This is a genomic window from Streptomyces roseoverticillatus (assembly GCF_000719265.1).
Classification (GTDB): domain Bacteria; phylum Actinomycetota; class Actinomycetes; order Streptomycetales; family Streptomycetaceae; genus Streptomyces; species Streptomyces roseoverticillatus.
In genome coordinates this window covers 23,781-42,326 of record NZ_JOFL01000012.1, presented here as the reverse complement: position 1 = coordinate 42,326, position 18,546 = coordinate 23,781, and the positions used below count along the sequence as shown (strand labels likewise).

At 72.0% G+C, this 18,546-nt stretch carries 19 protein-coding genes; 14 read left to right on the top strand and 5 right to left on the bottom strand.

Going from position 1 to position 18,546, the window contains the following annotated elements; genetic code table 11:
• Positions 1 to 5 precede the first annotated feature (5 nt).
• From IF61_RS0116370 to ygfZ, 3 genes are read left to right on the top strand one after another with little or no spacing between them, the layout of a single operon-like run.
• On the top strand, positions 6 to 1,031 hold the full coding sequence (locus IF61_RS0116370) for an ABC transporter substrate-binding protein (RefSeq protein WP_030367130.1): 1,026 nt from the start codon (positions 6 to 8) through the stop codon (positions 1,029 to 1,031).
• Positions 1,032 to 1,050: 19 nt separating this feature from the next.
• Complete coding sequence (locus tag IF61_RS0116365) at positions 1,051 to 1,500, top strand: Fur family transcriptional regulator (RefSeq protein WP_030367129.1); 450 nt, start codon at positions 1,051 to 1,053, stop codon at positions 1,498 to 1,500.
• 10 nt (positions 1,501 to 1,510) lie between these two features.
• On the top strand, positions 1,511 to 2,494 hold the full coding sequence (gene ygfZ, locus IF61_RS0116360) for a CAF17-like 4Fe-4S cluster assembly/insertion protein YgfZ (RefSeq protein WP_030367128.1): 984 nt from the start codon (positions 1,511 to 1,513) through the stop codon (positions 2,492 to 2,494).
• A gap of 142 nt (positions 2,495 to 2,636) precedes the next feature.
• Here the strand turns inward: ygfZ and dtd are convergent, their stop codons facing one another.
• Complete coding sequence (gene dtd / locus IF61_RS0116355) at positions 2,637 to 3,062, bottom strand: D-aminoacyl-tRNA deacylase (RefSeq protein WP_030367127.1); 426 nt, start codon at positions 3,060 to 3,062, stop codon at positions 2,637 to 2,639.
• A 153-nt stretch (positions 3,063 to 3,215) separates the two neighbouring features.
• On the opposite strand from dtd, the gene IF61_RS0116350 reads away from it, so the two are divergent.
• From IF61_RS0116350 to IF61_RS0116335, 4 genes are all read left to right on the top strand, one after another.
• A complete protein-coding gene (locus tag IF61_RS0116350; protein ID WP_030367126.1) occupies positions 3,216 to 3,806 on the top strand; it encodes an RsiG family protein in 591 nt (196 codons plus the stop codon).
• A gap of 84 nt (positions 3,807 to 3,890) precedes the next feature.
• Positions 3,891 to 5,150 (top strand): GNAT family N-acetyltransferase, encoded by a 1,260-nt coding sequence (locus IF61_RS0116345; RefSeq protein WP_030367125.1) that lies wholly within the window; start codon positions 3,891 to 3,893, stop codon positions 5,148 to 5,150.
• 209 nt (positions 5,151 to 5,359) lie between these two features.
• Entirely contained in the window at positions 5,360 to 5,953 is a 594-nt protein-coding gene (locus IF61_RS0116340; RefSeq protein WP_030367124.1) for an NADPH-dependent FMN reductase, read from the top strand.
• A gap of 219 nt (positions 5,954 to 6,172) precedes the next feature.
• Positions 6,173 to 6,535 (top strand): winged helix-turn-helix transcriptional regulator, encoded by a 363-nt coding sequence (locus IF61_RS0116335; RefSeq protein WP_030367123.1) that lies wholly within the window; start codon positions 6,173 to 6,175, stop codon positions 6,533 to 6,535.
• 28 nt (positions 6,536 to 6,563) lie between these two features.
• Here the strand turns inward: IF61_RS0116335 and IF61_RS0116330 are convergent, their stop codons facing one another.
• The gene (locus IF61_RS0116330; protein ID WP_397945912.1) at positions 6,564 to 7,292 is read right to left on the bottom strand and encodes a response regulator transcription factor; all 729 of its coding nucleotides are present in this window, start codon (positions 7,290 to 7,292) and stop codon (positions 6,564 to 6,566) included.
• Entirely contained in the window at positions 7,289 to 8,569 is a 1,281-nt protein-coding gene (locus IF61_RS0116325; protein ID WP_030367121.1) for a sensor histidine kinase, read from the bottom strand. The genes IF61_RS0116330 and IF61_RS0116325 overlap by 4 nt, the downstream gene beginning before the upstream one ends.
• 179 nt (positions 8,570 to 8,748) lie before the next feature.
• Here IF61_RS0116325 and IF61_RS0116320 point away from each other — a divergent pair, with 179 nt between their 5' ends.
• From IF61_RS0116320 to IF61_RS0116305, 4 genes are all read left to right on the top strand, one after another.
• On the top strand, positions 8,749 to 10,284 hold the full coding sequence (locus IF61_RS0116320; RefSeq protein ID WP_078660271.1) for an alpha/beta hydrolase: 1,536 nt from the start codon (positions 8,749 to 8,751) through the stop codon (positions 10,282 to 10,284).
• Positions 10,285 to 10,531: 247 nt separating this feature from the next.
• On the top strand, positions 10,532 to 10,909 hold the full coding sequence (locus IF61_RS0116315; RefSeq protein ID WP_030367119.1) for a helix-turn-helix domain-containing protein: 378 nt from the start codon (positions 10,532 to 10,534) through the stop codon (positions 10,907 to 10,909).
• A gap of 18 nt (positions 10,910 to 10,927) precedes the next feature.
• A complete protein-coding gene (locus IF61_RS0116310; protein ID WP_030367118.1) occupies positions 10,928 to 11,551 on the top strand; it encodes a hypothetical protein in 624 nt (207 codons plus the stop codon).
• 109 nt (positions 11,552 to 11,660) lie between these two features.
• Positions 11,661 to 12,008, top strand: a complete 348-nt coding sequence (locus IF61_RS0116305) for a DUF2516 family protein (RefSeq protein WP_030367117.1) — start codon at positions 11,661 to 11,663, stop codon at positions 12,006 to 12,008.
• A 134-nt stretch (positions 12,009 to 12,142) separates the two neighbouring features.
• Here the strand turns inward: IF61_RS0116305 and IF61_RS0116300 are convergent, their stop codons facing one another.
• Together IF61_RS0116300 and IF61_RS0116295 are read right to left on the bottom strand one after the other, a co-directional pair.
• Positions 12,143 to 13,450: a PP2C family protein-serine/threonine phosphatase gene (locus IF61_RS0116300; RefSeq protein ID WP_078660255.1), complete on the bottom strand. Its 1,308-nt coding sequence runs from the start codon at positions 13,448 to 13,450 to the stop codon at positions 12,143 to 12,145.
• Between the two features lie 305 nt (positions 13,451 to 13,755).
• On the bottom strand, positions 13,756 to 14,829 hold the full coding sequence (locus IF61_RS0116295; RefSeq protein ID WP_030367115.1) for a C40 family peptidase: 1,074 nt from the start codon (positions 14,827 to 14,829) through the stop codon (positions 13,756 to 13,758).
• 398 nt (positions 14,830 to 15,227) lie between these two features.
• Between IF61_RS0116295 and pstS the strand changes: the two genes are divergently transcribed.
• The 3 genes from pstS to pstA all read left to right on the top strand — a co-directional run bounded on the left by pstS (position 15,228) and on the right by pstA (position 18,540).
• Positions 15,228 to 16,358 (top strand): phosphate ABC transporter substrate-binding protein PstS, encoded by a 1,131-nt coding sequence (gene pstS / locus IF61_RS0116290; protein WP_030367114.1) that lies wholly within the window; start codon positions 15,228 to 15,230, stop codon positions 16,356 to 16,358.
• A gap of 113 nt (positions 16,359 to 16,471) precedes the next feature.
• The gene (pstC, locus tag IF61_RS0116285) at positions 16,472 to 17,458 is read left to right on the top strand and encodes a phosphate ABC transporter permease subunit PstC (protein ID WP_030367113.1); all 987 of its coding nucleotides are present in this window, start codon (positions 16,472 to 16,474) and stop codon (positions 17,456 to 17,458) included.
• Positions 17,455 to 18,540: a phosphate ABC transporter permease PstA gene (gene pstA / locus IF61_RS0116280; protein ID WP_030367112.1), complete on the top strand. Its 1,086-nt coding sequence runs from the start codon at positions 17,455 to 17,457 to the stop codon at positions 18,538 to 18,540. The genes pstC and pstA overlap by 4 nt, the downstream gene beginning before the upstream one ends.
• Positions 18,541 to 18,546: the final 6 nt, after the last annotated feature.

Below are 18,546 nucleotides of genomic sequence, written 5' to 3'. Positions count from 1 at the left end.
TGGCCATGCGCACCGCCCGTACCGCCCTCGCCCTCCTCACCACCCTCGCCCTGGCCACCGGCTGCGGGGCGAAGGTCACCGAGGGCGGCGGCACGGAGACCTCCGGCAAGGCGGCCTCGGGCCACTACCCCGTGACCATCGAGAACTGCGGGGTGAAGACGACGTACGACAAGGCGCCGCAGCGCGTCGTCACCAACGACGTCGGCATCGCCGAGATCATGTTCGCGCTCGGCCTGGAGGACCGCATGGCCGGCTACGTGGCCCCCGGCTACCGCGCCGACCGCGAGGCCGTGCCGTGGAAGGACGGCTACGAGAAGGTGAAGTGGCTGTCCAAGAAGGAGATCACCAAGGAGCTCGTGCTGGACGCGAAGGCCGACCTGGTCTTCGCCGGCTGGAACTACGGCTTCGCCGAGGGCCGGGGCTTCACCCCCGACGCCCTGAAGAAGCTCGGCGTCGGCTCGTACGTCCTCACCGAGTCCTGCCGCAACGGCGGCGCGGGCAAGGCGCGCGGCGTCATGCCGCCCCTGGAGGCCCTCTACACCGACCTCACCACGCTCGGGAAGCTCTTCGACGTGGAGGACCGGGCGGCGAAGCTCGTCGCGGACTTCAAGAAGAAGGTCGCCGAGGCGCAGGCCGGCGTGCCGGAGGACGGCAAGCGGCCCACCGTCTTCCTCTACGACGACGGCCGCGACAAGGCGACCACCTCCGGCGCCTTCGCCGGCCCGCACGACATCATCACCAAGGCCGGCGGCGACCACGTGATGAAGGACGTGAAGGACACCTGGCCCTCGGTCGGCTGGGAGACCGTCGTCGAGCGCAACCCCGACGTCATCGTCATCAACAACTACGGCGACGTGACGGCCGAGCAGAAGAAGGAGTTCCTGAAGTCGTACCCGCCGCTCGCGGGCGTCTCGGCCGTCAAGAACGACCGCATCTTCGTCCTCGACTACGTCGACCTCGTCGAGAGCCCCCGCAACCCCGCCGCCATCGCTGCGCTCGCCCGGTATCTCAAGGGGGTCCGGGAGCGGTGACGCTGCCTAGACTGGTGGGGTGGTGGACACCGACTGGCAGAGCAACCTCCGTAGGCGCGGGTACCGGCTGACGCCGCAGCGCCAGCTCGTCCTGGAGGCGGTCGACCGGCTGGAGCACGCGACGCCGGACGACATCCTCACCGAGGTCCGGCGCACCGCCGGCGGCGTCAACATCTCCACGGTCTACCGGACCCTGGAGCTGCTGGAGGAGCTGGGCCTGGTCAGCCACGCCCACCTCGGGCACGGCGCTCCGACCTACCACCTCGCCGACCGGCACCACCACATACACCTCGTCTGCCGGGACTGCACGGGCGTCGTCGAGGCCGACCTGTCCGTGGCCGCGGAGTTCACCGACCGGCTCCGCGCGGAGTTCGGCTTCGAGACCGACATGAAGCACTTCGCGATCTTCGGCCGGTGCCGGGAGTGCGCCGCCGGGCGCGCCTCGAAGGAGCCGCCGGCCGCGCCGTAGGCTTGACCGCATGCCGTGTGAATCGAAAGCCAGCCCGCTGCTGTCGCTGCCCGGCGCCGTCGCCGCCGAAGCCCCCGACGAAGGGGTCGCCGCGCACTACGGCGATCTCTTCCGCGAACAGCGCGCGCTCGCCGGAGGGTCCGGATTCGTCGACCTCTCGCACCGCGGGGTCGTCACCGTCACCGGGCCCGACCGGCTGAGCTGGCTGCACCTCCTGCTCACCCAGCACGTCAGCGACCTCCCCCCGGGGCAGGCCACGGAAGCGCTGATCCTCTCCGCCAACGGTCACATCGAGCACGCCCTGTACCTGGTGGACGACGGGGAGACCGTCTGGGCCCACGTCGAGCCCGGCACCCAGGACGCGCTCATCGCCTACCTGGAGAGCATGAAGTTCTTCTACCAGGTCGAGGTCGCCGACCGTACGGACGACTACGCCGTGGTGTACCTGCCCGCGGGTTCGATCGCGGAAGCACCCGAAGGCGCCCTGGCGCGCGAGACGGCGCACGGACGGGACCTCTTCCTGCCGCGCGCGCTGCTGGAGCCGTTCGCGGCGGCGCACGGCCCCGCCGCGGGCGTCCTCGCCTACGAGGCGCTCCGGGTGGAGGCGCACCGCCCCCGGCTCGGCCTGGAGACCGACCACCGGACGATCCCGCACGAGCTCGGCCTCATCGGCCCGGCCGTCCACCTCCAGAAGGGCTGCTACCGCGGCCAGGAGACCGTGGCCCGCGTCCACAACCTGGGGAAGCCGCCGCGGCGGCTGGTCTTCCTGCACCTCGACGGCAGCGAGGTGTCCCTGCCGCCCCACGGTTCCGCCGTGCGGCTGGCCTCCGACGGCCCGGAGGGCCGCCAGCTGGGCTTCGTGACGACGTCGGCCCGGCATTACGAGCTGGGCCCGATCGCCCTGGCCCTGGTCAAGCGCAATGTCGCCGTGGACGCGCCGCTGCTGGTGGGCGAGAAGACGGCGGCGACGCAGGAGGTCGTGGTAGAGCCGTAACGCCGTCCGGCGGCGGGGGCCCCTCCCGGGGGGCCGGGGGCTTGCCCCCGGGAAACGGTGAAAGGGTGGGACCGGGGCCTCTTTCTCCGCCGCGACGGCGCGAAACCGTCCACGACCTGCCCGGCGGCGCCGAACCGGCCCGTCACACCTCCACGATCACCGTGAACGGGCCGTTGTTCGTCAGCGACACCTTCATGTCCGCGCCGAAGCGGCCCGTCTCCACCGTCGCCCCCAGCGCCCGCAGCCGGGCGACGACCTCGTCCACCAAGGGCTCGGCAACCCCGCCAGGGGCAGCCGCGTTCCACGTCGGCCGCCGCCCCTTCCGGGCGTCACCGTAGAGAGTGAACTGCGAGATCACGAGCAGCGGCGCCCCCACGTCCGAACACGACTTCTCGTCCTCGAGGATCCGTACGGACCACAGCTTCCGGGCGAGCTGCTCCGCCTTCGCGGGGGTGTCGTCGTGCGTCACCCCGACGAGGACGCACAGCCCCTGTCCGATGATCTCTCCGACGGTCTCGCCGTCGACGACGACCCGCGCCCCGTCCACCCTCTGCACCACTGCACGCATACGGACCATGATGCCTTGCGTCCATCCAGGGCCGTTCGGGTGCGGAGACCCTGCGCCCGGGCCTCACCCAGTGGCACGATGCGTGCAGGCGGTGCCTTGTGCGGGCACATGTGATGCGGCCGCACACCGCCCGAGGGGAAACGGAAGACGCGCATGACCACACCCATTGAGGACGGCCCCATGCTCAAGGCAGCCGACAGCCTGCAGCCCCGGCCGCCCAGCCAGCGCTCCGGCCGGCAGGCGGACGTCCCCGGCCGCGGTCTCGGCGAGCTGAGCCTGGTGGAGCTGCGCGCCCTGCGCCGGGACGCGCAGCGGGACGAGGCGGACCTCAGCTACGTGCGGCGGCTGCTCCAGGGCCGGATCGACATCCTCCGGGCCGAGCTGGCGCGCCGCTCCTCGCCGGGTTCGCCGGTCATGGCCCGCCTCGTCGTGGACCGGCTGTCGGAGATCCTCGCGGACGCCCCCTCGGACCACCGCTCGTCCGCCCGTCACGTGACCGTGGGCACGCCGCACAGCGAGGAGTACCGGCGGCTGGCCGAGGACATGCTGTCGGAGGTGGAGCTGTCGGACCTGGGCGCCCGGACGGACGGCGAGCTGCACGCGGCCATGGACCGCCTGGCCTCGTACGAGCGGCAGGTGTCGGTGCGGCGCCAGCAGCTGCAGCGGACGGCGGACGACTGCAGCGCCGAGATCGCCCGCCGGTACCGCGAGGGGGAAGCGCAGGTGGACGACCTCCTCGCGTGACGCGGCGGACCCGGCGACCCACGGCCCTGCGGCCTGCGGAAATCCACGTGCGGGCGCGGCGGGCGCGCGTCTAGCGTCGCGGCCATGAGCCTCGACGTCCGCACGATCACCGAAGACGACCTCCCCAACTGGGTCCGGGCCATGCGCACCGGCTTCGTCCTGTCGCCCGCCGTGAGCAAGACGGAGCTCACGTACCGCCGCGAGGTCGTGGATTTCGCCCGCGCCCAGGGCGCGTTCGACGCCGGCCGCTGCGTGGCCACGTGCCGCAGCTTCACGCAGCGGATCAGTGTCCCGGGCGGGGCGTCGGTGACCGCGAACGCCGTCAGCAACGTGAGCGTCTCGGCCACGCACCGCCGCCGCGGCCTGCTCAGCCGCATGATCGACCGCGATCTGCGGGAGGCCGCGGAGCGCGGTGACGCCGCGGCGACGCTGGTCGCCGCCGAGTACCCGATCTACGGCCGCTTCGGCTTCGGCCCGGCCACCCGGGTGACCGAGTGGGAGGTGGACGTGCCCCGCGCGGGCGTGGACCCGCGCCACGCGGGCCCGGGCGACGGCGGGCGCGTCGACTACGTGGACATCGCCGAGCTGCGGGAGCACGGCCCCGCCCTGTACGAGCGGGTACGGGCCGCCCGGCACGGCCTCGTCGACCGCACGGACGCGTGGTGGCGGCGGAACACCGGCGCGCTCCCGATCGACGACGCCCCCTGGACCGAGCCGTCAGCCGTGGTCTACCGGTCCGCGGAAGGCACCGTCGACGGGATGCTCGTCTTCACCGCCGACGACCGGTGGGAGGCCAAGCTGCCGCACCAGACGGCGACCGTGCTGGACCTCGTCGCGGTCTCCCCCGCCGCCGAGCGCGCCCTGTGGCTGTTCCTGCTGTCCGTCGACTGGATCAACGGCGTCCGCACCGGCTACCGCGCGCCGGACGACCTCCTGCCGGACCTGCTCCCGGACCCGCGGGCCGCGCGCGTGGTCACGCACGCCGACCTTCTGTGGCTGCGGCCGCTGGACGTACCGGCGTTGCTGGAGTCGCGCACGTACCCCGTGGCCGGCTCGCTCGTCCTGGACATCACCGACCCGGCAGGTCCCGGCGGCTCCTCCGGCCCGGCCGCCGGCCGCTTCCTGCTGGACGCCGGCCCTGACGGCGCCACCTGCACCCGTACGGCGCGGCCGGCCGACCTGACGCTGCCCGCCGCCGCGCTGGGCAGCCTCTTCCTGGGCGACGAGTCCGCCGTGCGGCTCGCGGCGCTCGGCCGGGTGACGGAGGAGCGGCCCGGCGCGGCGGGCCGGGCGGACGCGCTGCTGCGCACGGGGCGGCGTCCCTGGTGCGCCGACGTCTTCTGAGGTCAACGGGGGTGCGGCGGGCGGCGGTAGGCGCCGGAAGGTGACATTCAAAAGGGGACTTACCCGGCAAACCCTGCGGCCGGCCCCACCGCCCTTGACCTCAAGCCGTGTTGAGGTTCCAGACTTCCCTCAACGGAACGGCTCACGGGCCACCCACCACCCCCACCATCCGCACCACCCACCACCCACGACTCCCAGAAGGTCCCATCGTGTCCGAGAGCACCTACCGCCTCGCCGTCATCGTCGGTTCCACCCGCGACGGGCGCTTCGGCCCCACCGTCGCCAAGTGGTTCACCGAGCAGGCCGCCCGCCACGGCGGCATGGAGATCGACCTCATCGACCTGGCCCTCCACCCGCTGCCGGCCCGGCTCAGCGGGGAGCCGAGCACCGAGGACGCCGCGGCGCTCGCCGAGGTGACGCCCCGCCTGGAGCGGGCCGACGCGTTCGTCGTCCTCACGCCCGAGTACAACCACAGCTACCCGGCGTCCCTGAAGACCCTCATCGACTGGCACTACACGCAGTGGCGCGCCAAGCCCGTCGCCTTCGTCTCGTACGGCGGCCTGGCCGGCGGCCTGCGCGCGGTCGAGCACCTGCGCCCGGTCTTCACCGAGCTGCACGCCGTGCCCGTCCGCGAGCAGGTCAGCTTCCACAGCCCCTGGGGCAAGTTCGACGCCGACGGCCGGCACCTGGACGCGGAGGCGGGCGAGCAGGCCGCCGGCGCGGCGAAGGTCATGCTGGACCAGCTGACCTGGTGGGCCCTGTCCCTGCGGGAGGCGCGCGCCGCCCGCCCGTACGGCGCCTGACCCGAGCCGCGCACACGAACTCCTGCCCCCGGCCCTACCCCCGTTGGGGCCGGTGGCAGGCATGTCGTGCCGAGCAGGCGCGCCCCATCACCCTCCTCCCGGCGAGTGCCCGTGAGATACCCCCGGATGGGGTTGATTCGGGAATCACGGCCGCCGCGCGCCGCTTAGCCTGAAGGACGGCCGGACAGCCGGAACGGCCGGACCAACAGGGGGAGATGGATGAAGCAGCGTCCGTACCAGTGCGGGATCGACGCCGCCGTCGACGTCATCGACGGCAAGTGGAAGGTGCTCGTTCTGTGGGCGCTGGACAGCGGCGCGCGCCGCTTCGGCGAGACCAAGCGGCTGCTGCCGGGCATCAGCGAGAAGGTGCTGACGCAGCAGCTCCGCGAGCTGGAGGCGGACGGCATCGTCCACCGCGAGGTCTACGACCAGGTGCCGCCGAAGGTGGAGTACTCACTCACCGAGCGCGGCCGCGCCCTGAACGCGGCCCTGGCACCGCTGAACGCCTGGGGCAAGGAGCGGATCGCCCTGCTGGAGGCGGAGGAGGCAGCAGCAGTGAGCGCGACGGCTCCGGCGGCGTAGCGCAGGAGACTGCGGACCTCACACCCCGTCAGCCGGCGATCCCCGGCACCACCAGACCGGACTCGTACGCGATCACCACCGCATGGGTCCGGTTCTGCGCGCCGAGCTTGGTCAGCACGTTCCCCACGTGGGTCTTCACCGTCTCCAGGCTCACCGTGAGCGACTCCGCGATCTCCGGGTTGGACAGGCCCGTGGCCATCAGCCGCAGCACCTCCTCCTCCCGCCCCGTCAGCGCCGCCTGCGGCAGCGCCTCGGCGGAGCCCAGCGGGCGTGCGGCGACCATCCGGCGCAGCGCCGCCGGGAAGAGGATCGCCTCTCCCGCGGCCACAACCCGCACCGCCTCCGCGATCTGCCGGACCGGCAGCCGCTTGAGCACGAACCCGCTGGCCCCCGCGCTGAGCGCGGCGGTGACGTAGTCGTCGTTCTCGAAGGTGGTGATCACCACGACCTTCGGCGGTGCGGCGGGCCCGGCCAGCAGCTGCCGGGTGGCCTCGATGCCGTTGCGGCGCGGCATCCGTACGTCCATCAGGACCACGTCCGGCCGCAGCCGCCGCGCCTGCTCGACCGCCTCGACGCCGTCGGCGGCCTCCCCGGCGACCTCGATGCCCGGCTGTGCCGCGAGCAACGTGCGCAGGCCGCTGCGGGTCACCTCGTCGTCGTCCGCGATGAGGAGCGTGACGGGGGTGCCGGTGGGACTGGCAGGGCCGGCAGGGCTGGTGCCGGCCATAACGGCCGTGCTCGCGTCAGAGCCGATCATGCGGACGACCGTACCGGCAGCCGGACCGTCAGCCGCCAGGTCTGCGGCCCGTCCGGGCCCGCCTCGAACTCGCCGTGCAGCAGCCGCACGCGCTCGGCCAGCCCGGGCAGGCCGTGTCCGGACGTCGGGAAGGCGCGCTGCCCCGTGCCCGTGGCCGCCTCTGCTCCGGTCCGGTTGACCACACTGAGCTCCAGCCCGTCCGGCAGGGCCGCCACCCGGACGCCGACCGGCCCGCCCGCCCCGTGCCGCAGCGCGTTCGTCAGCCCCTCCTGCAGGATCCGGTACGCCGCCCGGGAGAGCGTCCCCTGCACCTGCGTCAGCTCGCCCGACAGCTGCGCCTCCACCGGCGCGCCCGCGTGCCGCACCCGGTCCAGCAGCTCGGGCAGGTCGGCCAGGGTCCGGGTGGGCTCCGCCCCCGTCTTCTCCTCGCGCAGCACGCCCAGCACGTAGTCCAGGTCCTCCAGCGCGGCCCGGGTCGACTCCTCGATGCTGCGCATGGCGGCCCGCGCCGCCACCGGGTCGGCGGAGAGCACCTCGCCCGCCACCGCGGCCTGGATCGTGGTGGCCGTCAGCGTGTGCCCGATCGAGTCGTGCAACTCGTGGGCGAGCTTGTTGCGTTCGGCCAGCGCCAGCTCCCGCTCGGCGGCCAGGGCGAGCCGCTCGGCCGCCGACGGCCCCAGCAGCCTGGGCGCCAGCCACCGCAGGGCCTTCGTCACCGCCACGCACAAGGCCGCCGCCAGCAGCACGCAGCAGGTCGCCGCGACCCAGCTCTGCCAGCCGGCCTCCGAGCGCAGCGACCAGCCGTTCACGCTGATCCCCGCCTCGGCGCCGGCCCAGTCCCCGGGCATGGTCAGGCCCGTGAACAACAGCACGATGCTCAGCTGCGCGCCCGCCCACCCCAGCGCCACGTGCAGCAGCAGCCAGGCCGGGGTGCGCCAGCGGCCGGCGGCGGACGGAGCGGCGGGGGCCGGACCGGAGCCGGGCGCGCCCGCCCGCCGGCGGCCGCCCGCAGGGTCCGGCAGCGGCACCCCCAGCATCCGGCGGGCGCACGCGATCAGCACCCGCCGCGTGGGGCGGGCCATTCCGGCCACGCCGATCAGTACGGCCCAGACCAGCAGGGTCAGAACGAGCCGCACTTCATAGGCCGCGGACGGCCACGCCAGCGCCGGCAGGGCCGCGAAAGGCAGCAGCAGAAGGCTCACCAGTGCGCCGCAATAGGCGAACAGCGCACCCGAATACGTGGAGCCGCGCAGCAGCGGCCGAATTCCCCTGATCATGATCGGCCAGTATGGCCGGGCGGCCCACCCGCGACCTCCCTCGATCGGGGGAGCTTTTTCTCCCGCCTTCCCGCGATGTGCACCCGGGATCCCGGGAAACAGAATCGTGGCCGTCCGGTTGACCGACCGGCTGACTCTCCTCACCAGCAAGGACGAGCATCATCGTGCGCAACAGACGGATCGCCGACAGAAGGATCGCCCCTCTTCTGACCGCCGGCATCACAGCGGCGGCTTCCCTTTCGGCTCTGACCCCCGCAACGGCCTTTGCCGTGGACGGGGCGCCTGCCGCCGAGGCCCCCCTAAGGCCGTACACGAAGCAGCAGCAGCTCGCGTGGCAGCGCTGCGACGCGAACAGCCCCGCCGCCTTTGAGTGCGCGACGGTCAAAGTACCGCTGGACTACGGAAATCCCGGCGGCAAGAAGCTCGAACTCGCGATATCCCGCCTGAAGGCGAGCAGCACGAAGGAGCGCCGCGGCGTTCTGCTGCTCAACCCGGGCGGCCCCGGCGCGCCGGGTCTGCGTTTGCCGGTCGACCCGGGGATGAAGTTCTCCGCGGAAGTGAAACGGCAGTACGACATCATCGGGTTCGACCTGAGAGGCGCCGGGCAGAGCTCTCCCGTCAGCTGCGGCCTGACCGCCGACGAACAGAACATCAACTACCCGTACAAGGCCGAAACCTTCGCGAAGGACGTGGAGCGGGCGCGTACGGTCGCCGAGAAGTGCCGGGCCGCGGCCGGTGACAAGCTGCCGCACCTCACCACCCGCAACAGCGCTCGCGACATGGACGCCATCCGTGCCGCGCTGGGCGAGGAGAAGATCTCCTTCCTGGGGGCCTCCTACGGCACCTATCTCGGCGCCGTATACCTGCAGTTGTTCCCCCAGCGGGCCGACCGGTTCGTCCTGGACAGCGCGAACGACCCCACGCGGATCTACCGGGGAACGTTCCAGGACATGGCGAAGGCGGACGAGCAGGCTTTCACGCGATGGACCGAATGGACCGCCCGGCACCACGCGACGTACGGACTGGGCGGCACCCCGGCCGAGGTCCGCAAGACCTTCTGGGATCTGATGGCGCAGGCGAACCGCAAGCCCATCCTTTTCGAGGGGCGGAAACTCACCGGTGACGGCATTCGCGCCGACAACGGCACGTTCTTCCACGTCCGGAAGGCCGCCGAGCGGATCGCCGCGCTGAAGAAGGCGGCCGAGGGCAAGAATCCGGCCCCGTCCGGCACGCCCGGTCAGACCCGGAACGACCAGGCCCAGGAGCCCGGCGGCAACGGCGACGGCAGCGACAACGACGACAACTACGCCTCGATCGCCTGGTCCGTCATGTGCGCCGACACCGGCACGTGGCCGCGCGACCCCGAGCGGTACCGCCGCGACGCGATCCGCGACAAGGCCAGGTATCCGCTGTACGGCGACTTCGCGGCCGCCATCAGGCCGTGCGCCTTCTGGAAGCGGGGCAGCGAGCCGCAGACCAGGATCGACAACAAGGCCGGCGCCCTGATCGTGCAGAACGAGTGGGACTCCCAGACGCCCCTCTTCGCCGCCCAAGCCATGCACCGGGCCCTGCGCGGCTCCCGGATGCTCACCGTCGAAGGCGGCGAGGGCCACGGAGTCCTCGGCATCGACCCCGCTTCCTGCGCGGACAAGAACGCCACGGCCTACCTGATTACGGGCAAGCTCCCGACCGAGGACCTGACCTGCCGCGCCTGACCCCGGCCGAGGCGGCAGTCCCGCCGAGCCGAAGCACGATAGGTGTCACCGCCCTTACGCACCGTCGCTCGCCCGAGCTGTGCCGGCTGCCTGCGTACTCCTAGAACCCTGCCCAGGTGAGGCGCAGGTCGACTCCGGGGATGCCAGTCGTACCGACTGTGCGGAGGCGGGGGGCGCCCCGTAGACCGGCGCACACTTTTGCAAGCACCTGCTTGCAAAAGTTAGCAACATGCGGCAGCATCGGGGCATGGCTTCACTCAACGTCGGCAACCTCGGCGAGTACCTGCGCGAGCAGCGGCGCAACGCGCAGCTCACCTTGCGGCAGCTCGCCGATGCCGCCGGAGTGTCCAACCCGTATCTCAGCCAGATCGAGCGCGGCCTGCGCAAGCCGAGCGCCGAGATCTTGCAGCAGCTCGCGAAGGCGCTGCGGATCTCCGCCGAGACCTTGTACGTGCAGGCCGGGATCCTCGACGAGCGGGACCGGGACGAGGCGGAGGTCCGCAGTGTGATCCTCGCCGACCCCTCGATCAACGAGCAGCAGAAGCAGGTGCTGCTGCAGATCTACGAGTCCTTCCGCAAGGAGAACGGGCTCTCGACGGACGACGCCAGCAAACCCTCCAGCTGATCCGGGAGATCCATCGCCATGGCCATCACCAAGCAGGACGTCCTCACCGCCGCCACCGACACCGCCTACGCCGCGGCGGGTGCCGCGGACATCGCCGCGGAGAAGCTCGGGCAGTTCATCACCGAGGCCCCCGAGCGCCTCGAGAAGCTGAAGAAGACCGACCCCAAGGCCGTGGGCGAGCGGGCGAAGCAGCAGGCCAAGGAGGCCCAGGCCACTCTGACCGCGAAGTTCAACGAGGTCGTCGGCTCGCTCGACAGCGACGTGAAGAACCTGGGCCAGACCGCGCAGGACTTCGCCCTCAAGGGCGTCGGCCAGGCCGTCGGGTACGTGGCGGTGGCGGGCGAGCAGTTCGAGAAGCTGACCGAGCGCGGCCGGGTGGCCGTGAAGCAGTGGCGCGGCGAGGCCGCCGACGAGTTCCACGACATCGCCGTGGCCATCGAGCCGGAGCCGGCGGGCGACAAGCCGGCGGCGGACAAGGCCGCCGAGGACAAGGCCGCGGGCACGACCGGCTCCGAGGCCCCCGAGACCTCCGAGACCCCCGAGGCCTCCGCCTCCGACGACGCCAAGCCCGGCGCCGCCCGCAAGCCCGCCGCCCGGAAGACGGCCGCGGCGAAGAGGGCCGACGCCAAGGCCGGCGAGTAAGCGCAGGTCAAAGCCCTGCGGGGACGGTCCGGGCACATATGGCGTGCCCGGGCCGTTCTCCGGGTACGGTGGCGGTCAGGGCCCGGACGAGACGGACGAGGTGGGCGACGTGCTGGTGCAAGCCTTCGGGCAGGTCATGTACTGGATCTCCATCGGCCTGCTCGTCTTCAGCCTCTTCGCGTTCGTCAACGCCGCCGTGCACCGCGAGGACGCCTACCGCGCCGCGGACAAGCAGTCCAAGGCCTTCTGGCTGATCATCCTCGGTGTCACCGTCGCCGTGAACCTGTTCATGGGGATCACGAGCTTCCTGCCGGTCCTCGGCCTGGTCGCCACGATCGTCTACGCCGTGGACGTCCGGCCCGCGCTCAAGCAGGTCTCGGGCGGCCGCGGCCCGCGCCGCCGCGGCCGGGGCTCCAGCTCCGACGGTCCCTACGGGCCGTACAACGGCGGTCGCTGACGCCGGAAGAGACACCGGGAAAAGACTCCGGGAAAACCGGGAAAGACTCCGGCAGAAAGCCCGCCGCAATGGCGAGCGCCCGGCGGAAACCCCGGTTTCCCCGGCCCGTCACGCGCCCCCGCGCGACGCCGCGCTCAGGTCCGTACCGACCGCACGGCCGCCGGCCCCGCCGGCCAGTGGGGCCGGTCGCCCTCCGCAGGAGCCCGGCTGCCCCGGTCGAGCAGCAGCACCGCGAGGTCGTCCGTCAGCTCCCCGCCGTTGAGGGCCTGCACCTCGGCAACCGTCGCGTCCAGGAGTTCCTCGCCGTGCAGGCCCTCCGCGAGCCCGCGGCTGATCAGCTCGACCATGCCGTCCTGGCCCAGGCGCCGCGCACCGGCCCCGACCCGGCCCTCGATCAGCCCGTCCGTGTACATCAGCAGGCTCCACAGGCCGCCGAGCTCGACCTGGCGGCGCGGCCAGCGGGCGCGCCGGAGCAGGCCGAGCGCGGGGCCGCCGTCCTCCTGGGGCAGCAGCCGCGGCGCCCGTCCGGGGCGTACGAGCAGCGGGGCGGGGTGGCCGGCGAGGCTGAGGCCCGCCCGGCGCCCGTCCGCCGATATGTCGACCGCGCACAGCGTCGCGAAGGTCTCGTCGTCGGCGCGCTCGTGCTCCAGGACCTGCTGGAGGGTGGCGAGCAGTTCGTCGCCGCAGAGCCCGGCGAAGGTCAGCGCCCGCCAGGCGATGCGGAGTTCGACGCCGAGGGCGGCCTCGTCGGGGCCGTGGCCGCTGACGTCGCCGATCATGGCGTGCACGGTGCCGTCGGGCGTGCGGACCATGTCGTAGAAGTCGCCGCCGAGCAGGGCGCGGCTGCGGCCGGGCCGGTAGCGGGCGGCGAAGCGCAGGCCGGAGCCGGCGAGCAGCGGGGTGGGCAGCAGGCCGCGCTCGAGGCGGGCGTTCTCCTGGGCGCGCAGCCGGGACTCGGTGAGCTGCCGCTGGGTGAGGTCGGCGCGCTTGCGCTCGACGGCGTAACGGATGGCCCGGCTGAGGACGCGCCCGTCGAGCTCGTCGCGCGAGAGGTAGTCCTGGGCGCCGACGCGCACGGCTTCGGCCGCTCGCTCGGTGTCCTCCTCGGCGGTCAGGGCGAGGACGGCGTGGTGCGGGGCGAGGCGCAGCACCTGGCGCAGGGTGTCCAGCTCGTCGGTCCGGCCGGTGGCCGGGCCGGTGGCGGCTCCGGCATCCGCCAGGTCGAGGAGGATGCAGTGGACGTCGTCGGTGAGGAGCCGCTCGGCCTCGGTGAGGTTGCGGGCGGTGCGGATGCGGACCGGGCTGCCCACGGCGCCCGACATTTCAGTGATGTCCGGCATCGAGAGGGGCCCGGCGGGGTCGCCCTCGATCACCAGGAGGGTCAGCCCGGTGTCGGGCGACGCGGTCACCGGCTCCGCGGACCTCGGCACGGGTACGGACATGTCTTCGGTTTCCTTCCTCCCCCAGCGACCGCTGGGGGTGCCTCCGCCCCCTGAGGCACGGCCCCCGCGACCGGCGGGGTGCCGAACGCGACCCTAGCGTCAGGGCATGGTCGAACGGAATGGAGCGGAGCCACTCGCCGCTGTCATATGCCCTAGCCGGAGCGGCATTTGGCGCGTGAGGGGAGAAACACGCGATGACAAACATCACCCCGACGGGGGTCACTGTGTGCGAGCCGCGTCACACGCGCCGGGGCGCCGGGGCCGCGGAACCCCTCGGCGCCCCGGCGCCCCCGGCCGAAGCCGCCTCACCCCGGCCGTACGACGCCCAGCACCGGCATCGAGCCCGCGCCCGCGATCGTCACCTGCCGGCCCGGCCGCGGGGCGTGCACGATGGCGCCGTCGCCCACGTACATCCCGACGTGGCTCGCGTCGCCGAAGTAGATGATCAGGTCGCCGGGCCGCATGTCCTTGAGGTCCACCTTGGGCAGCAGGCGCCACTGGTCCTGGGAGGTGCGCGGGATCGCCCGTCCGGCGGCCGCCCAAGCTTTGAGCGTCAGCCCGGAGCAGTCGTACGTGTCCGGCCCCTCGGCGCCCCACACGTAGTTCTTGCCGATCTGGGCGGTCGCGAAGTCGACCGCGCGCCTGCCGTCGGCGGTGGCCGCGCCCGAGCCCTTGAGCCCGGCGCCCTTCACCGCGTCCGAGGAGAGCCACTTCTGCTGGGCCCGGCGGGCCCGCTCCTCCTCCAGCAGCCGCAGCCGCTCCCGCTCCTTCTCCTCCAGCTTCGACTCCAGCTCCTTGGCGGCCGCGAGCTTGGCCTCGATCTCCTTCTTCGCGCCCTCCTTCTTGCGGCGCTCGCCGTCGAGGGTCTTCCAGCGCTCGCCGGCGGCCTTGGCGTAGCCGTCGATGGCCTTCTGGGCGGCGGCGACCTGGGTGATCAGCCCGCGCGTGGCGGCCTGTCCCTTGTGGGTGAGGGCCGCGCCGTCGAAGAAGCTCTCGGGGGAGCCGGAGAGCAGGAGCCGGACCTGGGGCGGCAGGCTGCCGTCGCGGTACTGGGCGCGGGCCAGGGAGCCGGCCTGGTTCTTGAGGCGGTTCATCCGCTCCTGGGCCTCGGCCGCGGACTTGGCGATCTCGGCGATCGACTTCTCCTGGCTGCGCTGGGCCTCGTTCGCGGCGTTGTAGGCGTCCGTGGCGGCCTCGGCCTGCCGGTAGAGGCCCTCGACCTCCTGGTGGACGTCCTCCAGCGTGCGCGGCGGCTTCGGTTCCGCATAGGCGGTGCCGGGCATGGTGGCCACCACCCCGGCCACGGCCAGGACGCATATCAATGCGGTCACCGAGATCACGCGTCTGCCTCCGCAGCCCTCACCTCTGCCGACCGCCATGCTCCCAGTGTTTCCGGCGTCCGCATTCCAGCCGTTCCGCCCCACAGACCACCTCCGCGGTCAACGCCCCCACGTCTGACATACCGTCACGCGAGGAAGGGATGCTGCCATGGCACCCCGCAAACCGACAGAGATCTGCGTCACACTCAGGGGAGTCCGGCCTGCAATCGCCGAACGGACCGCAAGAGACCGGCCACCCGGGCCCTCCGCCCCGGTTTCATGATCTTTTTGAGGGTCACCACCCTGACGGGTGAGGTTCACCCGCCGTTCACCCTTCCCCATCGACCGCTTCACCTGATCTGCCTAATTTCGCCGATAGAGGGTGCGGGCAGAAGCGTCCGCACCGGAAACCTCTCGCACGCCGCCCCAGCGGCGGCTCCCGGAAGGAACACCCGAAAGTGAAGCTTCAGCGCAAGAACCGGCTCCGCGCCGTCGCTCTCGGCGCCATCGCCGCCTCCGGCGCCCTGGTCCTCACGGCGTGCGGTTCGGACGACAACAGCGGTGGCGGTTCCACCGGCGGCGGCTCCACCAAGGCCGCGGGCAACATCAAGTGCGAGGGCAAAGGCCAGCTGCTGGCCTCGGGCTCGTCCGCGCAGAAGAACGCCATGGACCTGTGGGTCAAGAACTTCATGGCGGCCTGCAAGGACGTCCAGATCAACTACAAGCCCACCGGCTCCGGCGCGGGCATCCAGGAGTTCCTCCAGGGCAAGACCGCCTTCGCGGGCTCCGACTCGGCGCTCAAGCCGGAGGAGGTGGCCAAGTCCAAGGAGGTCGTCAAGGGCGGCCAGGGCATCAGCCTCCCGATGGTCGGCGGCCCGATCGCGATCGGCTACAACGTCCCGGGCGTGGACAACCTCGTCCTCGACGCCGACACCCTCGCCAAGATCTTCGACGGCAAGATCGAGAAGTGGAACGACGAGGCGATCGCCAAGCTCAACAAGGACGCCAAGCTCCCGGACCTCAAGATCCAGGCGTTCCACCGCTCCGACGAGTCGGGCACCACGGACAACTTCACCAAGTACCTCAAGGCCGCAGCCGACAAGTCCTGGCCGTACGAGCCCGCGAAGGCCTGGAAGGCCAAGGGCGGCCAGTCCGCGGACGGCTCCGCCGGTGTCTCCTCGCAGGTCAAGCAGACCCAGGGCGCCATCTCCTACTTCGAGCTCTCCTACGCCACGGCCAGCTCGATCAAGACGGTGAAGCTCAGCACCGGCGCCTCCGCCCCGGTCGAGGCCAGCTCCGAGAACGCCTCCAAGGCCATCGCCGAGGCGAAGATCGCCGGCACCGGCAAGGACCTGGCCCTCAAGCTGAACTACACCACCAAGGCCGAGGGCGCCTACCCGATCACCCTCGTCACGTACGAGATCGTCGGTGACCAGGGCAACAAGGCCGAGACCCTCCCCGCGGTCAAGTCCTTCCTCACCTACGTCGCGAGCACGGACGGCCAGGCGGTCCTGAAGGACCTCGGCTACGCCCCGCTGCCCGCCGAGATCGCCACGAAGGTCCGCGAGACGGTCGCGAGCCTGTCCTGAGCCGTGTGTGACGGGGCTCCGGCACCGGAGCCCCGTCACACCGTCCGGTGCACCGCCGCACGAGGAGCCGCGTCCCCCACCGGGACCCGGCCCCGCAGACCGGAGAAATCCCCATGGACATAACCAGCTCAACCGCCGACAGCAGCCCACCGGCGCCGACGGCCGCGAAGCAGGCCGCGAAGGGCGCCACCCGCCCGGGCGACCGGATCTTCCTCGCCCTCTCCCGCGGCTCCGGCCTCCTGCTTCTGGTGATCATGGCCGCCATCGCGGCCTTCCTCACCGTCCGGGCCACCAACGCCCTCTCCCACAACGAAGGCAACTTCTTCACCACCTTCGAGTGGAGCGCCAACGCCACCCCGCCGGTCTTCGGCATCGCCGTCCTGGCCTTCGGCACGATCGTCAGCTCGCTGATCGCGATGATCATCGCCGTGCCCGTGGCCATCGGCGTCGCCCTCTTCATCTCGCACTACGCCCCGCGCCGGCTCGCCGCCCCGCTCGCGTACGTGATCGACCTGCTCGCCGCCGTACCGTCCATCGTCTACGGCCTGTGGGGCGCCCTCTTCCTGGTGCCGCACCTCGGCGGCCTCTACAGCTGGATGAACGACTACCTCGGCTGGACCGGCGTCTTCGAGTACCACGACGGCGCCGCCCGCTCCCTCTTCACCATCGGCATCCTGCTGGCGATCATGATCCTGCCGATCGTCACCAGCGTCAGCCGCGAGGTCTTCCTGCAGGCCCCGAAGATGCACGAGGAGGCCGCGCTCGCGCTCGGCGCCACCCGCTGGGAAGTCATCCGGATGGCCGTCCTCCCCTTCGGCCGCTCCGGTGTGATCAGCGCCTCCATGCTCGGCCTCGGCCGCGCCCTCGGCGAGACGATGGCCGTCGCCACCGTCCTCTCCCCCAGCTTCACCATCGGCAAGAGCCTGCTGGACCCGGGCGGCGGCACCTTCGCCCAGAACATCGCCGGCAGCTTCAAGGAGTCCGGTGAGATCGGCAAGGACGCCCTGATCGCCTCCGGCCTCGTCCTCTTCGTCCTGACCCTGCTGGTCAACGGAGCGGCCCGGCTGATCATCGCGCGTCGCAAGGAGTACTCGGAATGAGCGACGTGAGCATCGACCAGCCGCTGGCCTCCGGCAGCGCCCCGCAGCCCCGGTCCGTCTCCCTGCACCGGCCGCGCCTGCCGCGCTGGGCCCCGGCCGCCGTCGCCGCCTTCGCGATCGCCGCGGGCTGCGGGACCGGCCTGGGCGCCGGCCTGAGCAGCCGCGTCCAGTGGGGCCTGATAGCCGCCGGCCTCTTCGTCACCGTGATGTACGCCCTCGCGACGCGCGTCGAAGGCCGCCGCCAGGCCACGGACCGGCTGGCCACCAGCCTCGTCTGGGTCTGCTTCCTGCTCGCCGTCGTACCGCTGGTCTCCCTGGTCTGGGAGACCGTCGCCCGCGGCATCAAGGTCCTCGACGGGAACTTCCTCACCCACTCCATGGCCGGTGTCCTCACCATCCAGCCCGGTGGCGGCGTCTACCACGCGATCATCGGCACTCTGGAGCAGGTCGGCATCGCCACCGCCATCGCGGCCCCGGTGGGCCTGCTGACGGCCGTCTACCTCGTCGAGTACGGGCGGGGCCGGCTGGCGAAGGCCGTGACGTTCTTCGTGGACGTCATGACGGGCATCCCGTCGATCGTCGCGGGCCTGTTCATCCTGAGCTTCTGGATCCTCATGCTCGACTTCGGCTACTCCGGCTTCGCCGGCTCGATGGCCCTGGCGATCCTGATGATGCCGGTCGTGGTCCGCTCCACCGAGGAGATGCTCAAGCTCGTCCCCAACGAGCTGCGCGAGGCCTCGCTGGCCCTGGGCGTGCCGAAGTGGCGCACGATCCTCAAGGTCGTCCTGCCCACGGCCATCGGCGGCATCGCGACCGGCGTCACGCTGGCCATCGCCCGCATCGCCGGCGAGTCCGCCCCGATCGTCCTGCTGGTCTTCGGCTCCCAGGTGATCAACAACAACCCGTTCGACGGGGCCCAGTCCTCCCTGCCGTACTACATCTACGAGCAGTGGGCGGCCGGCAACGACGCCAGCTACGCCCGCGCCTGGGCGGCGGCGCTCGTCCTGATCGCCTTCGTCATGATCCTCAACCTGGTGGCCCGCGGCATCGCCCGCTGGAAGGCCCCGAAGACCCATCGCTGACAGCGA

Excerpts from the sequence above, each read along its gene's own strand:
- IF61_RS0116370 (WP_030367130.1), top strand. The coding sequence starts at position 6 with ATGCGCACCGCCCGTACCGCCCTCGCCCTCCTCACCACCCTCGCCCTG.
- ygfZ (WP_030367128.1), top strand. The coding sequence starts at position 1,511 with ATGCCGTGTGAATCGAAAGCCAGCCCGCTGCTGTCGCTGCCCGGCGCC.
- dtd (WP_030367127.1), bottom strand. The coding sequence starts at position 3,062 with ATGCGTGCAGTGGTGCAGAGGGTGGACGGGGCGCGGGTCGTCGTCGAC.
- IF61_RS0116350 (WP_030367126.1), top strand. The coding sequence starts at position 3,216 with ATGACCACACCCATTGAGGACGGCCCCATGCTCAAGGCAGCCGACAGC.
- IF61_RS0116345 (WP_030367125.1), top strand. The coding sequence starts at position 3,891 with ATGAGCCTCGACGTCCGCACGATCACCGAAGACGACCTCCCCAACTGG.
- IF61_RS0116335 (WP_030367123.1), top strand. The coding sequence starts at position 6,173 with ATGAAGCAGCGTCCGTACCAGTGCGGGATCGACGCCGCCGTCGACGTC.
- IF61_RS0116330 (WP_397945912.1), bottom strand. The coding sequence starts at position 7,292 with ATGATCGGCTCTGACGCGAGCACGGCCGTTATGGCCGGCACCAGCCCT.
- IF61_RS0116325 (WP_030367121.1), bottom strand. The coding sequence starts at position 8,569 with ATGATCAGGGGAATTCGGCCGCTGCTGCGCGGCTCCACGTATTCGGGT.
- IF61_RS0116315 (WP_030367119.1), top strand. The coding sequence starts at position 10,532 with ATGGCTTCACTCAACGTCGGCAACCTCGGCGAGTACCTGCGCGAGCAG.
- IF61_RS0116310 (WP_030367118.1), top strand. The coding sequence starts at position 10,928 with ATGGCCATCACCAAGCAGGACGTCCTCACCGCCGCCACCGACACCGCC.
- IF61_RS0116300 (WP_078660255.1), bottom strand. The coding sequence starts at position 13,450 with ATGTCCGTACCCGTGCCGAGGTCCGCGGAGCCGGTGACCGCGTCGCCC.
- IF61_RS0116295 (WP_030367115.1), bottom strand. The coding sequence starts at position 14,829 with ATGGCGGTCGGCAGAGGTGAGGGCTGCGGAGGCAGACGCGTGATCTCG.
- pstC (WP_030367113.1), top strand. The coding sequence starts at position 16,472 with ATGGACATAACCAGCTCAACCGCCGACAGCAGCCCACCGGCGCCGACG.
- pstA (WP_030367112.1), top strand. The coding sequence starts at position 17,455 with ATGAGCGACGTGAGCATCGACCAGCCGCTGGCCTCCGGCAGCGCCCCG.